This is a genomic window from Pseudomonas sp. NUPR-002, from assembly GCF_056322725.1.
Map to the genome: position 1 here is coordinate 5,789,350 of NZ_CM150476.1, position 13,933 is coordinate 5,803,282.

Genomic DNA, 13,933 nt, shown 5'->3' on the forward strand with positions numbered 1-13,933 from the left:
ACGCAGTTTACCCAACTACACCTGATGCCAGTCAAAAAAGCGCGGAAACTCGCCGGCATCGCTGGCGGTCATCGGGTGTGCCAATAGAAAGCCTTGCACGTACTCACAACCATTGGCCCGCAGCCATTGCACTTGCTCGTGGGTTTCAACCCCTTCGGCGATCACGCTGATCTGATAGGCCCGGCAAAGATCGATCACACAACTCACCATTGCCGCATCTGCAGTGGATGCCGGTATTCGCGCGAGCAGATGTCGATCCAGCTTCAGGGTGTCGATGGGCAGGTCGCGGATCATGCTCAGCGAGCACTCGCCCACGCCAAAGTCATCCAGCGCGATGCGCACACCAAGCTCGTGCAACCGGTGCAACTGTTTGACCGCATCGTCCAGGTTGTAGCGCAGCGAGGCTTCGGTAATTTCGACTTCCAACTGGGCAGGCTGCAGTTCCTGGCAGAAAATCACCCGCGCCAGTTCTTCAACCAGGTTGGGCATACTGAACTGCGCCTGGCTCAGGCTGATACTCAAGACCAGATCCGCATCGTAGGACTCATACCAGGCCCGGCGCTGCGCAGCGCCTTGCTGGTAAATCCAGCTGGCCAGACGTGTGATCAGGCGCGCCTCTTCAAGCAAGGGAATGAACAGCCCTGGCGGCACATCGCCGACACTGGGATGACGCCAGCGCAACAGCGCTTCAAAGCCGCGCAGGCGGCCGTCTGCCAGGCTCACTTGCGGCTGGTAGACCAGGCAGAAATCCTTGTGCTCAATCGCCTCACGCATGCTGTCTTCGAGCATCAGCCGCGACCGCGCGCGACCGTTGAGGTCCTGGTCGTAATACCGGTATTGCTGGCGGCCCGACTGCTTGGCGGCATACATTGCCGCATCCGCAGCCCGTAGTAATCCGTCCAGGCTGGTGCCGCTCTCGGGATACGTAGCGATACCGATGCTGACGCCCAACGTCACTTCCAGCCCGCCGATCTCCTGATAGATCGACATGCGCTCAATCAACATTTCCGCGCATCGAGCGGCCTGCTCGGGGTATTCGAGCGAATCGAGCAGCGCGGTGAACTCATCGCCCCCGATGCGCGCAAGAATCGCGCAGTGCCCCAAACAGTCCTTGAGCTGCTCAGCCACCCAGTGGAGCACCCGGTCACCGGCTTCATGCCCCAATGAGTCGTTGATACGTTTGAAGCCATCCAGGTCCAGGAACAGCAACGCGTGGGGCCGGTCTGCACGCTCGTTACGCAGCAATGCACTTTCGGCTGCCTGGTAGAAACCACGGCGGTTGAGCAGGCCGGTCAGTGGGTCGGTGATGGCCTGGTATTCAAGCTGTTGGTGCAGGCTGCGCACCACAGACATGTCCAGCACCGTAACCACCAATGCACGCTGCTCGCTGGGCAGCGGCGCGCACGACAGCGCTACCGGAATCGGGTGCCCACCCAGGGTGCGTAATACCGCATCGTGAATGCGGAAGGTATCGCGCGACAGGTAAGCTTCGTGGAACGCCGACTCTCGCCAGGATGCCGCGCCGGGTGACTGGATGAAGTCCAGCAGGTTCATTCCCTGCAAGAGCTCGAAAGGCGCATCGAGCAACCTGGAGATCGCCGGGTTGGCGAAGCGGATCACCCCGTCTTCGGCAACCACCAGAATGCCTTCGGCGGCGTTCTCAAGCACCGAGGCATTGAACGCGCGGGCAGCTTCCAGGTCATTGCTCAGGCGCTGCAAGGCACGACGGCTACGCTGCTGCTCCAGCAGGGCCTGAACCTTGGGCTTGAGGATCTGTGGGTCAAACGGTTTGAACAGGTAATCCACCGCACCACTGGCATAGCCTTTGAGCACAGCATCTTGAGACTGTTCGTTGGCGGTCAGGAAAATAATCGGTGTGAGCCGTGTGCGCTGGCTGCCACGCATCAGCCGGGCCACTTCAAAGCCATCCATGCCTGGCATCTGCACATCCAGCAGGACCAGATCGACGTCGTGCTCCAGTAACGCGCTCAGGGCTTCGGTTCCGGAGCTTGCGGTCAGTACTTGCCAGTCCTGTCGGGCCAGCAGGGCGCGCATGCTGATCAGATTCTCAGGGTAATCATCGACGACCAGTAATACCGAGCGGCCTTCGTTTATGTGAGGTTGAGCGCAATCCATGCTGCTTCTCTTGTGAAACTGACATCGAACTTCGGTTGAAATCCGAAATTAACTCTAGACCTGGCTGTAAAAATTCTGAAGTGATCAGATTGCCATCACCCAAGGAAAGTTCCGCAAGCCGACTAACGGACTGTCCATCGAGGCCAATTTATCCATAGCCGTGGCGCGAAAGGCGAAAAAAAACCCGCATCGCTGCGGGTTTTCTTGACGCGGGTCTTAGTTGACCTTGGCGGCCAGCTCACCTTTGAGGTAACGCTGGAACATGCCTTCCAGGGAGATCGGCTTGATCTTGGAGGCATTGCCGGCAGTGCCGAACGCTTCGTAACGGGCGATGCAGACGTCACGCATGGCGGTGACTGTGGCACCGAAGAACTTGCGTGGGTCGAACTCGCTCGGGTTCTGGGCCATCAGGCGGCGCATGGCACCGGTCGAGGCCAGGCGCAGGTCGGTGTCGATGTTGACCTTGCGTACGCCGTACTTGATGCCTTCGACGATTTCTTCAACCGGCACACCGTAGGTTTCTTTGATGTCGCCGCCGTACTGGTTGATGATCGCCAGCCACTCTTGCGGAACCGAGGAAGAACCGTGCATCACCAGGTGGGTGTTAGGGATGCGCTTGTGGATTTCCTTGATACGGTCGATCGCCAGTACGTCGCCGGTAGGCGGCTTGGTGAATTTGTAAGCACCGTGGCTGGTACCGATGGCGATTGCCAGGGCGTCAACCTGAGTCTTCTTGACGAAGTCAGCAGCTTCTTCCGGGTCGGTCAGCATCTGGCTGTGATCCAGGATGCCTTCAGCGCCGATGCCGTCTTCTTCACCGGCCATACCGGTTTCCAACGAACCCAGGCAGCCCAGCTCACCTTCAACCGAAACGCCACAGGCGTGGGCCATGGCCACGGTCTGCTGAGTCACACGGACGTTGTACTCGTAGTCGGTCGGGGTCTTGCCGTCTTCACCGAGGGAGCCGTCCATCATCACCGAGCTGAAGCCCAGCTGGATCGAACGCTGGCACACGTCAGGGCTGGTGCCGTGGTCCTGGTGCATGCACACCGGGATGTGCGGGAATTCTTCGATCGCTGCCAGGATCAGGTGGCGCAGGAACGGCGCACCGGCGTATTTGCGGGCACCGGCCGAAGCCTGGACAATCACCGGGGAGTCGGTCTTGTCGGCAGCTTCCATGATGGCGCGCATCTGCTCGAGGTTGTTAACGTTGAAAGCCGGAACGCCGTAACCGAACTCGGCGGCGTGGTCCAGCATCTGGCGCATGCTAATGAGTGCCATTGTGTATCTCTCTCCCGACAAGCGTCGTTTTTCGTGCAAGCCTGCCGCAGTGGCGGCTGCTATTCAAGTAGTGTGGGCCGCCATTACACGGCCCGGCCAGTCACGGCGCCTTGCAGCCCCGCCCTATCAAATCGTCGGTGGCAGCCCAGTACACCAGGCCTTCGTCACCTTTGCTGTGAAACGCCAGCACACCATCGCTGTACAGACTGCCGGAAGCGCTAGGTTCAGCCTTGAGCCGGTAAACCTGATCACCGCCGCCCAGACGCACGTCCATCTGCTGCTGGCTGCTATCGGCAAAGCGCCAAAGCACTTCGGCCTGACTGTCACACACCCAACGGGTCCAGGTGTCCGACACTGGCGCCGAGGGCGTCAGGCTTGCGCATCCGCCCAGTACTGCCAGGGCCATCAAGGCCATGACTCCTTTCATGCAATATCCTCTAGCAGACCACAAACTGGCCGGTAGGTTGCCATCAACCGATCAAGGGCAACCCGGCGCCCGGCGCTGGTGTTCGTCGTCGTATTTTTCCAGGCCATCCGGGCCGAGTCGCTTGTTGATCACCGGCACGGTTTCCGCCTGCCATTCAGACTGATAGCAGCCGCCTTTCGGCGCACCAGGCTTATCAGTCTGCGGCTCCGGGGTGCTGGAGCATGCGCCCAGCAGTGCGACCAGGACAAACACAGACAATCGCTTGACCATCAGGTCACTCCCTTTGCCAGGCGCTGAGCGAATCAGGCCTTGGCCCGTTGTTCCAGTACTTCTACGGCAGGCAGCACTTTGCCTTCGACGAACTCGAGGAACGCACCGCCACCGGTAGAAATGTAGGAGATTTGCTCGGCAACGCCATATTTATCGATGGCCGCCAGGGTATCGCCACCACCGGCGATGGAGAACGCGGCGCTGTCGGCAATGGCCTGGGCCAGTACCTTGGTGCCGTTACCGAACTGATCGAACTCGAACACACCAACCGGGCCGTTCCACAGAATGGTCTGCGACGACTTCAGCAGCTCGGCGAAGTTGGCTGCGGTTTGCGGGCCGATGTCGAGGATCATGTCGTCTTCGGCAACTTCAGCGATCAGCTTGACGGTGGCGGCAGCGGATTCAGCGAATTCCTTGGCCACGACCACGTCCACTGGCAGCGGCACATTGACCTTGGCAGCGATGGCTTTGGCAGTGTCGATCAGGTCTGGCTCGTACAGCGATTTACCGACCGGGTGACCAGCAGCAGCCAGGAAGGTGTTGGCAATACCGCCGCCAACGATCAGCAGGTCGCAGACCTGGCTCAGGCTGTTGAGCACGTCCAGCTTGGTCGAGACCTTGGAGCCGGCGACGATGGCAGCCATCGGCTTGGCCGGGGCCTTGAGGGCCTTGCCCAAAGCGTCGAGTTCAGCGGCCAGCAACGGGCCTGCAGCAGCGACCTTGGCGAATTTGGCCACGCCGTGGGTCGAACCCTCGGCGCGGTGAGCGGTACCGAAGGCGTCCATGACAAACACGTCGCACAGGGCAGCGTATTTCTGCGCCAGTTCGTCAGCGTTCTTCTTCTCGCCTTTGTTGAAGCGTACGTTCTCGAACAGCACGATATCGCCGGCTTTGACTTCGACACCGTCCAGGTAATCGGCAACCAGCGGCACTTCGCGGCCCAGGGCCTTGCTCAGGTAATCGGCAACTGGCTTGAGGCTGTTCTCGGCAGAGAATTCGCCTTCGGTCGGGCGGCCCAGGTGCGAGCAGACCATCACGGCCGCGCCTTTTTCCAGCGCCAGCTTGATGGTCGGCAGCGAAGCAAGGATGCGCGCATCGCTGGCAACCACACCGTCCTTCACAGGAACGTTGAGGTCTTCGCGGATCAGCACGCGCTTACCTTGCAGGTCGAGGTCGGTCATCTTCAACACGGTCATGAATGCAGTCCTTCAGGGCTGTTTACAAGTAGAGCGGGTTTGATTGACGACGTGCAGATAGTGTTCGGCAACGTCGAGCATACGGTTGGCAAACCCCCATTCGTTATCGAACCAGGCCAGCAGGTTGACCAGCCGGGGGCCGGAAACGCGGGTCTGACTGGCATCGACAATCGCCGAATGAGGGTCATGGTTAAAATCACAACTGGCGTGCGGCAGTTCAGTGTAGGCCAGCAAGCCCTTGAGCGGCCCACTCAGGGCGGCTTCACGCAGCACCTGATTGACCTCCGCCGCGCTGGTATCGCGGGCGGTTTGCAGGGTGATGTCCAGGCACGACACATTGACCGTCGGCACGCGTACGGCTTTGGCCTGAATTCGCCCGGCAAGTTCCGGCAGCAAGCGCTCGATACCACGCGCCAGCCCGGTGGACACCGGGATCACCGACTGGAACGCCGAACGGGTACGGCGCAGGTCTTCATGGTGGTAGGCATCGATGACCGGCTGATCGTTCATGGCCGAGTGGATCGTGGTGATCGACACATACTCAAGGCCGAACGCCTGGTCCAGCACACGCAGCAGCGGTACACCGCAGTTGGTGGTGCAGGAGGCGTTGGAGACCAACTGCTCGCTGCCATCCAGGCAATCCTGGTTGATGCCGTAGACAATCGTGGCATCGACATCCGATTCACTGGCCATCGGCTGGGAGAACAGTACGCGTGGTGCACCGGCGTCGAGAAAACGCTGGGCATCGGCACGGGTGTTGTAGGCGCCGGAACACTCCAGCACCAGGTCGACGCCGAGCGCCGCCCAGTCGATACCTTCCGGGGTGGCACTGCGCAAGACTTTCACGCAGTCACCATTAATATGCAGACAGTCGCCATCGACCTTCACCTCACCGGGGAAACGCCCGTGGGTGGAGTCGAAGCGTGTCAGGTATTCGATACTGGCCTGATCGGCCAGGTCGTTCAGTGCGACAATCTCGAAGCCCGCCTTCGCCCCCCGTTCAAAGAGTGCGCGTAAAACACAACGACCGATACGGCCGTAGCCGTTGAGTGCAACTTTGTAGGGACGCGGTTGGGGCATGGGATGCTCACGGAACAGAAGCGTTATCTGCGAATCGCGGGGCAAGCCCGCTCCTACAGGGGATACCTGTGGGAGCGGGCTTGCCCCGCGATGAATCCAACACTGTTGATCAGTCTTCCAGCAACTCTTCAGCAGTACCCAGGATGTTTTCCAGGGTGAAGCCGAACTCTTCGAACAAGGCGGCCGCAGGGGCCGACTCGCCGTAGGTGGTCATACCGATCACACGGCCTTCGAGGCCGACGTACTTGTACCAGAAGTCGGCATGGGCCGCTTCGATAGCAATACGTGCACCGACCTGAACCGGCAGCACCGACTGCTTGTAGGCAGCGTCCTGGGCGTCGAACACGCTGGTGCACGGCATCGAAACGACGCGCGCCTTGCGGCCTTGCTCGGTCAGCTTGTCGAAGGCCTGAACGGCCAGGCCGACTTCGGAACCGGTGGCAATCAGGATCAGCTCAGGCTCGCCTGCGCAGTCTTTCAGCACATAGCCGCCACGGCTGATGGCTTCGATCTGGCCAGCATCACGGGTTTGGTGCTGCAGGTTCTGACGCGAGAAGATCAGCGCCGACGGGCCGTCTTTGCGCTCCAGAGCGTGCTTCCACGACACCGCCGACTCAACGGCGTCGGCTGGACGCCAGGTGTCCAGGTTCGGCGTGCTGCGCAGGCTGGTCAGTTGCTCGATCGGCTGGTGGGTCGGGCCGTCTTCGCCCAGACCGATGGAGTCGTGGGTGTAGACGTGGATAACGCGCTGCTTCATCAGTGCCGACATGCGCACAGCGTTGCGGGCGTATTCCATGAACATCAGGAAGGTGGCGCCGTAAGGTACCAGGCCGCCGTGCAGGGCAACGCCGTTCATGATGGCGGTCATGCCGAACTCGCGCACGCCGTAGTACATGTAGTTGCCGCTGGCGTCTTCAGCGCTGACGCCCTTGCAACCTTTCCACAGGGTCAGGTTGGAACCGGCCAGGTCAGCCGAACCGCCGAGGAACTCAGGCAGCAGTGGGCCAAAAGCGTTGAGGGTGTTCTGGCTGGCTTTACGGCTGGCGATGGTTTCGCCTTTGGCCGCAACTTCAGCGATGTAGGCCGATGCTTTCTCGGAGAAGTCAGCTGGCAGCTCGCCGCTCAGGCGGCGCTTGAGCTCGCTGGCCAGCTCAGGGAAGGCTGCAGCGTAGGCGGCGAAGCGTTTGTCCCACTCGGCTTCAACGGCTTTACCGGCTTCCTTGGCGTCCCACTCGGCGTAGATCTCAGCCGGGATTTCGAACGGACCGTGGTTCCAGTTCAGCTCTTTGCGGGCCAGGGCGATTTCGTCGTTACCCAGCGGAGCACCGTGGCAGTCTTCCTTGCCCTGTTTGTTCGGCGAACCAAAACCAATGATGGTCTTGCAGCAGATCAGGGTTGGCTGCTCGCTCTTGCGTGCGGTTTCGATGGCGGTGCGAATCTCGTCGGCGTCATGGCCGTCGACATTGCGGATCACCTGCCAGTTGTAGGATTCGAAGCGCTTCGGTGTGTCATCGGTGAACCAGCCTTCGACTTCGCCGTCGATGGAGATGCCGTTGTCATCGTAGAACGCGATCAGCTTGCCCAGGCCCAGGGTGCCGGCCAGGGAAGCGACTTCGTGGGAAATGCCTTCCATCATGCAACCGTCACCCAGGAACACATAGGTGTGGTGATCGACGATGTTGTGGCCTTTACGGTTGAACTGCGCACCCATCACTTTTTCGGCAATGGCGAAACCAACGGCGTTGGCCAGGCCCTGACCGAGCGGACCAGTGGTGGTCTCGACGCCTGGGGTGTAGCCGAATTCCGGGTGGCCCGGGGTACGGCTGTGCAGCTGACGGAAGCCTTTCAGATCGTCGATGGTGACGTCATAGCCAGTCAGGTGCAGCAGCGAATAGATCAGCATCGAGCCGTGGCCGTTGGACAGCACGAAGCGGTCACGGTCAGCGAAGCTCGGGTTGCTCGGGTTGTGCTTCAGATAGTCGCGCCAAAGAACCTCGGCGATATCCGCCATGCCCATTGGGGCACCTGGATGGCCGCTGTTGGCCTTTTGCACGGCATCCATGCTGAGGGCACGAATGGCGTTGGCACGCTCACGACGGCTGGGCATCGCTTATCTCCTGGGGCTTGAATTGATTACGGAACGAAAAAAGGCGGCCATTTTCGCCCAGGCACATGCCTGGGGGCAATGACGTATGGTCGATGCAGCATGATTTTCCTGTGATTGAGAGCAGAATCAGGCATTAGCCCGGGCAAATCGCAGGTTGAGCTGACTCGGCTGCGACGATTTGCCCCGCTCATCGTCCAATATCAAAACTTTTTGATATTGCTCTTGCGGCAACCGGGTGCCGTGTCTAGACTGCCGCCCCATGAACCTACCCTTGTCGGCAATCCGTCCGGAGCAAAGCGAAGACCTGGCTGCCCTGTGCAAAGCCAGCGGTGATCCGCTACGCCTGAATGTATTGCGGGCACTGGCCAGCGACTCGTTCGGCGTGCTGGAGTTGGCGCAGATTTTCGCCATCGGCCAGTCGGGCATGAGCCATCACCTCAAAGTCCTGGCCCAGGCCGGGCTGGTGGCCACCCGCCGCGAGGGCAATGCGATCTTCTATCGTCGCGCCCTGCCCGACGGTTTGCGCCTGGGCGGCAAGCTACACACGGCACTGCTCGAAGAAGTCGACAGCTTGTTTCTGGCCGACGATGTGCAGGAGCGCATCGGCCAGGTCCAGCAGCGCCGGGCCGCCACCAGCCAAGACTTCTTCCTGCGTGTCGAAGAAAAGTTTCGCGCCCAGCAAGACCTGATCGCCGGGCTTGCGCAATACCGCGAAAGCCTCCTGGCGCTGCTCGACAAACTCAGTTTCAGCGCCGATGCCAGTGCCCTTGAAGTGGGCCCCGGCGATGGCGAGTTTCTTCCCGAGCTGGCCCGGCGTTTTGTTCGGGTCACCGCACTGGACAACAGCCCGACCATGCTCGAGCTGGCGCGCCAGGTCTGTCAGCGCGAAGCCCTGGTCAATGTGAACCTGCAGTTGGCCGATGCACTCAGTGCAACGGATGTGGAAGCCGACTGCGTAGTGCTGAACATGGTGTTGCACCATTTCAGCGCCCCGGCCGAAGCCCTGCGGCAGCTGGCCAACCGTGTGAAAGCAGGCGGCAGCCTGTTGGTTACAGAGTTGTGCAGCCACGACCAGAGCTGGGCCAGAGAAGCCTGTGGCGATATCTGGCTGGGCTTTGACCAGGACGACCTGGCCCGCTGGGCCAGCGCTGCGGGACTGACGCCCGGGGACAGCCTGTATGTGGGCTTACGTAATGGTTTCCAGATCCAGGTCCGCCATTTTCAGCGGCCGGCTGGCGACACTCAATATCGGTAAATTTTAGGAACCCGTCGAGATGAGCGAATACTCCCTTTTCACCTCCGAGTCCGTGTCTGAAGGGCATCCGGACAAAATCGCCGACCAGATTTCGGACGCCGTACTGGACGCCATCATCACCCAGGACAAATACGCACGCGTTGCCTGCGAAACCCTGGTGAAGACCGGTGTAGCGATCATCGCCGGTGAAGTCACCACCTCGGCCTGGGTCGACCTGGAAGAAATCGTACGTAAAGTCATCGTCGACATCGGCTACAACAGCTCCGACGTTGGTTTCGACGGCGCCACCTGCGCGGTCATGAACATCATCGGCAAGCAGTCGGTAGACATCGCCCAGGGCGTTGACCGCAGCAAGCCGGAAGACCAGGGCGCAGGCGACCAGGGCCTGATGTTCGGCTATGCCAGCAACGAAACCGACGTGCTGATGCCAGCGCCGATCTGCTTCTCGCACCGTCTGGTCGAGCGCCAGGCAGAAGCACGCAAGTCCGGCCTGCTGCCGTGGCTGCGCCCGGATGCCAAGTCGCAGGTTACCTGCCGTTATGAAGGCGGCAAGGTCGTCGGTATCGACGCCGTGGTCCTGTCGACCCAGCACAACCCTGAAGTGTCGCAAAAAGACCTGCAGGAAGCGGTCATGGAGCTGATCGTCAAGCACACCCTGCCTGCCGAACTGCTGCACAAAGACACCCAGTTCCACATCAACCCGACTGGCCAGTTCATCATCGGTGGCCCGGTGGGTGACTGCGGCCTGACCGGTCGCAAGATCATCGTCGACAGCTATGGCGGCATGGCCCGTCACGGTGGCGGCGCATTCTCCGGCAAAGACCCGTCCAAGGTTGACCGTTCCGCCGCCTATGCCGGTCGTTACGTGGCCAAGAACATCGTTGCTGCCGGCCTGGCCGAGCGCTGCGAGATCCAGGTTTCCTACGCAATCGGTGTAGCCCAGCCGACGTCGATCTCGCTGAACACCTTCGGCACCGGCAAAATCTCCGACGACAAGATCGTCCAGCTGGTACGTGAATGCTTCGACCTGCGTCCGTACGCCATCACCACCATGCTCGACCTGCTGCACCCGATGTACCAGGAAACTGCAGCGTACGGCCACTTCGGTCGCATCCCGCAACAGAAGACTGTCGGCGACGACACCTTCACCACCTTCACCTGGGAACGTACCGACCGCGTTGACGCCCTGCGCGCTGCTGCCGGTTTGTAAGCACCCCCTGTAGGAGCGAGCTTGCCCCGCGATGCTGCCGCCAGGCACACCGCGATCGCGGGGCAAGCCCGCTCCTACTAGCCTGACATATGGGCTGACAACTGAGATCCATGCACCGGCCAGCCATTGCCTAGGCTAAGGATTCCCTATCGCCAAGCAAGGATGCTGGCCATGTTGCACAAGCTGCTGGTTTTTCTTTCGGTTGCTTTCTACCTCCCCACACCCTTTGCCCAAACGTGCCCGGCCTGGCCCGTCGAGCGTGCGCGTGACGAAGTCGTTCGACTGCAAGAAGCCGTAAGCCGATGGGATGATCACTATCATCGCCTGGGCGTTTCGCTGGTAGCAGACGACATCTACGACCAGAGCCGACAGCGCTTGCAGCACCTTCAAGGCTGCTTCGGCCTGACTGACACCGCCAGTCCGCTGGCCAGTGCCCGCGGCCAGATCAGCCACCCCGTCGTGCATACCGGCGTGGAAAAGCTGGTCGATGATCAGGCAGTCACGCGCTGGATGCAGGGCAAGCAACACATCTGGATTCAGCCGAAGGTGGATGGCGTGGCCGTGTCACTGGTCTTCCGACAGGGCCAACTGGTGCAACTGCTCAGCCGCGGCGATGGTGTGCAGGGTCACGACTGGAGCCACCATATTCCCGCGCTTGGCGGTATCACCCGGCAACTGCCACAACCTCTCGACCTCACCCTGCAGGGCGAACTGTACTGGCGCCTCGATGCGCATGTGCAGTCAAGTGCAGGCGGGCTGGGAGCACGCGGGACCATCGCCGGGCTGATGGCGCGCAAACAATTGAGCGCAGCCAAGGGTGCGGGTATCGGGCTGTTTGTCTGGGACTGGCCACAAGGCCCCGACACTCAAGCCGAGCGCCTGGCCAGGCTGGCGGCGCTGGGCTTCGCTGACAGTCAGCGCTTCAGTGTGGCCATCAGCAACCCGACCGAAGCGGCGCGTTGGCGCCAGCACTGGTATGACACTGCCCTGCCCTTTGCCACTGACGGGGTGATTCTGCGTCAGGACAGCCGCCCACCGGCTGAGCGCTGGCGGGCCAACGCACCGTACTGGATCGCTGCCTGGAAATACCCCTTGCGCCAGGCCATGGCCGAAGTGCGTGCCGTACATTTCCGGATCGGCCGCACCGGCAAGGTCACGCCTGTTGTCCAACTACAGCCTTTCACCCTCGATGACCGGCGCATCACGCAAGTCAGCCTGGGCTCACTGGCGCGCTGGCACACCCTGGATATCCGCCCGGGTGACCAGGTGGCAGTGAGCCTCGCCGGGCTGACCATTCCGCGCCTGGAGCAGGTGGTGCATCGCAGCATTGAACGCCCTGCCGTACACCCTCCGGCAAGTGGCCGGTTTCACCCGTTGAGCTGCTGGCAAGCCGGCCCGGACTGTGAAGAACAGTTCATCGCGCGGCTCACCTGGCTGAGCAGCAAGCAGGGGTTGGACATGCCGAAGCTGGGCGCTGCGACCTGGCGTGAACTGGTGCAGGCGGGTCAGGTCAGCACCCTGGCCGACTGGCTGGCATTGAACCGCGACCAGTTGAGTGAGCTGCCGGGCATCAGCACAGCCCGCGCCGATGCCCTCGTACGAAGCTTTCAAAGCGCTCGCGAACGCCCGTTCCCCCAATGGTTGCGAGCCTTGGGCGTACCTGCGCCGCGTCATCTGACGCTGCATCCTGACTGGCCCACACTGGCCACCAGAACCGTCGATCAGTGGTCCCAGGAAGCGGGAATCGGCGCAACTCGCGCTAAACACCTGCAGGCTTTTTTCACTCATCCTCATGTGCAATCGCTGGCTGAACAATTGCTCGCCCATGGCATTCAAGGCTTCCAGCGCGCCGGCTAATCACAGCCGCCAGCAAGCGTAGGATTTCCCTGCTTTGCAACTGAAAAACCTACACAGGGTTTCTTAATTGAGCAAATCAAGGCAGGATTTCTCCCAACTTTTGCTGCCCCGCCCCGAACAAGGAGGCTCACATGAAGCTATTTTCCCACCTGGTACTGCTTGGCGTTATTGGTTTTGGCGCCACCTCGATCCAGGCTGCCCAGCCAGACGAAGGCCTGACCGGGTGCGCTGCCAAACGCAGTGCCATCGAAAATCAGCTCACCGAAGCACGCGCGCACAACAACAGCGATCAAGTTGCTGGCCTGGAGAAGGCGTTGAGCGAAGTCACGGCTAACTGCACCGACGCCAGCCTGCGCAAAGAGCGTGAGCAGAAAGTGCTCGAAGCGCGTCACGAAGTCACTCAGCGCACCAAGGACCTGGACAAGGCCATGAAAAAAGGCGACGCCGAGAAGATCAACAAGCGCAAAGACAAGCTGGCGGAATCGAAGAAAGAGCTGCAGGAAGCGTTGGATCAGCTTGAGCAGTAAGTGATTGAGTGATTATCGCGGGGCAAGCCCGCTCCCACAGAGCCTGTAGGAGCGGGCTTGCCCCGCGATCACGTATTCAATGGTTACGAAATTCGGTATGACAAGCCTTGCACGCTGCTTCAACCTTATCGGTCGGCGCGGCCAGGTCCGCTGCTTTCAGCGGTTGGGTACGGGTAACAGCCACCAGTTCAGCGGTAGCCACTTCCAACTGGCGAGCCAAGTCTTGAAAACGTGCCTGCTTCTCCCAGACCTCTGGGCGCGCACTGGTTTCATCGTCTTCGCGAACCTGCGGAAAATGCTTCCACGGTTCACGGGACAAGTTGTCGAGCTTGACGGCGCCATCGGCAAATTTCTGGCTGTCAAAAGCCAGCCGCCCGCGCAGCATGCCGCCCAGGTCCTCACTGGTCTTGAGCATCTGTTTGAACAGGGTCTTGCGCTGGCCCAACGGCGAGTTGGGATCGACACCACCGCAGGCAGTCAGGGTCAGGCAGGCCAGCACAACAACAGAGAGTCGCTTGAGCATCATGGTTATTTCGGCTCACGGTAAAAAAGGCGGCCAGTATCCTCGCCTCGCCCGCAAAGACCAA

The 13,933-nt window shown here is 60.8% G+C and carries 12 protein-coding genes; 4 read left to right on the forward strand and 8 right to left on the reverse strand.

Translation table 11 applies throughout. From position 1 onward, the window contains the following. Positions 1 to 15: 15 nt before the first annotated feature. The 7 genes from ACVWSC_RS26655 to tkt form a co-directional block, all read right to left on the reverse strand. Complete coding sequence (locus tag ACVWSC_RS26655) at positions 16 to 2,136, reverse strand: putative bifunctional diguanylate cyclase/phosphodiesterase (RefSeq protein WP_442110315.1); 2,121 nt, start codon at positions 2,134 to 2,136, stop codon at positions 16 to 18. Between the two features lie 216 nt (positions 2,137 to 2,352). After that, positions 2,353 to 3,417: a class II fructose-bisphosphate aldolase gene (fba, locus tag ACVWSC_RS26660; RefSeq protein ID WP_045182031.1), complete on the reverse strand. Its 1,065-nt coding sequence runs from the start codon at positions 3,415 to 3,417 to the stop codon at positions 2,353 to 2,355. Positions 3,418 to 3,517: 100 nt separating this feature from the next. Beyond that, positions 3,518 to 3,844, reverse strand: a complete 327-nt coding sequence (locus ACVWSC_RS26665) for an MliC family protein (RefSeq protein ID WP_442110318.1) — start codon at positions 3,842 to 3,844, stop codon at positions 3,518 to 3,520. A gap of 51 nt (positions 3,845 to 3,895) precedes the next feature. Beyond that, positions 3,896 to 4,147 (reverse strand): hypothetical protein, encoded by a 252-nt coding sequence (locus ACVWSC_RS26670; RefSeq protein ID WP_442114381.1) that lies wholly within the window; start codon positions 4,145 to 4,147, stop codon positions 3,896 to 3,898. Then, on the reverse strand, positions 4,147 to 5,310 hold the full coding sequence (locus ACVWSC_RS26675; protein ID WP_442110320.1) for a phosphoglycerate kinase: 1,164 nt from the start codon (positions 5,308 to 5,310) through the stop codon (positions 4,147 to 4,149). The genes ACVWSC_RS26670 and ACVWSC_RS26675 overlap by 1 nt, the downstream gene beginning before the upstream one ends. 12 nt (positions 5,311 to 5,322) lie before the next feature. Next, positions 5,323 to 6,390 carry an erythrose-4-phosphate dehydrogenase gene (epd, locus tag ACVWSC_RS26680; RefSeq protein ID WP_442110322.1) on the reverse strand — a complete coding sequence of 356 codons (1,068 nt, stop codon included), beginning with the start codon at positions 6,388 to 6,390 and terminating at the stop codon, positions 5,323 to 5,325. A 109-nt stretch (positions 6,391 to 6,499) separates the two neighbouring features. Next, positions 6,500 to 8,497 carry a transketolase gene (gene tkt / locus ACVWSC_RS26685; protein ID WP_442110324.1) on the reverse strand — a complete coding sequence of 666 codons (1,998 nt, stop codon included), beginning with the start codon at positions 8,495 to 8,497 and terminating at the stop codon, positions 6,500 to 6,502. Between the two features lie 259 nt (positions 8,498 to 8,756). Here tkt and ACVWSC_RS26690 point away from each other — a divergent pair, with 259 nt between their 5' ends. The 4 genes from ACVWSC_RS26690 (at position 8,757) to ACVWSC_RS26705 (ending at position 13,346) form a co-directional block, all read left to right on the forward strand. Further along, positions 8,757 to 9,752: an ArsR/SmtB family transcription factor gene (locus ACVWSC_RS26690; RefSeq protein ID WP_442110326.1), complete on the forward strand. Its 996-nt coding sequence runs from the start codon at positions 8,757 to 8,759 to the stop codon at positions 9,750 to 9,752. A 19-nt stretch (positions 9,753 to 9,771) separates the two neighbouring features. Further along, positions 9,772 to 10,962: a methionine adenosyltransferase gene (gene metK, locus ACVWSC_RS26695; RefSeq protein ID WP_045182013.1), complete on the forward strand. Its 1,191-nt coding sequence runs from the start codon at positions 9,772 to 9,774 to the stop codon at positions 10,960 to 10,962. A 171-nt stretch (positions 10,963 to 11,133) separates the two neighbouring features. Continuing rightward, entirely contained in the window at positions 11,134 to 12,819 is a 1,686-nt protein-coding gene (gene ligB / locus ACVWSC_RS26700) for an NAD-dependent DNA ligase LigB (protein WP_442110328.1), read from the forward strand. Between the two features lie 131 nt (positions 12,820 to 12,950). After that, positions 12,951 to 13,346, forward strand: a complete 396-nt coding sequence (locus tag ACVWSC_RS26705) for a DUF1090 domain-containing protein (protein ID WP_442110330.1) — start codon at positions 12,951 to 12,953, stop codon at positions 13,344 to 13,346. 76 nt (positions 13,347 to 13,422) lie between these two features. On the opposite strand, the gene ACVWSC_RS26710 is transcribed toward ACVWSC_RS26705, so the two are convergent. After that, complete coding sequence (locus tag ACVWSC_RS26710) at positions 13,423 to 13,872, reverse strand: c-type cytochrome (protein ID WP_442110332.1); 450 nt, start codon at positions 13,870 to 13,872, stop codon at positions 13,423 to 13,425. Between the last annotated feature and the right edge of the window lie 61 nt (positions 13,873 to 13,933).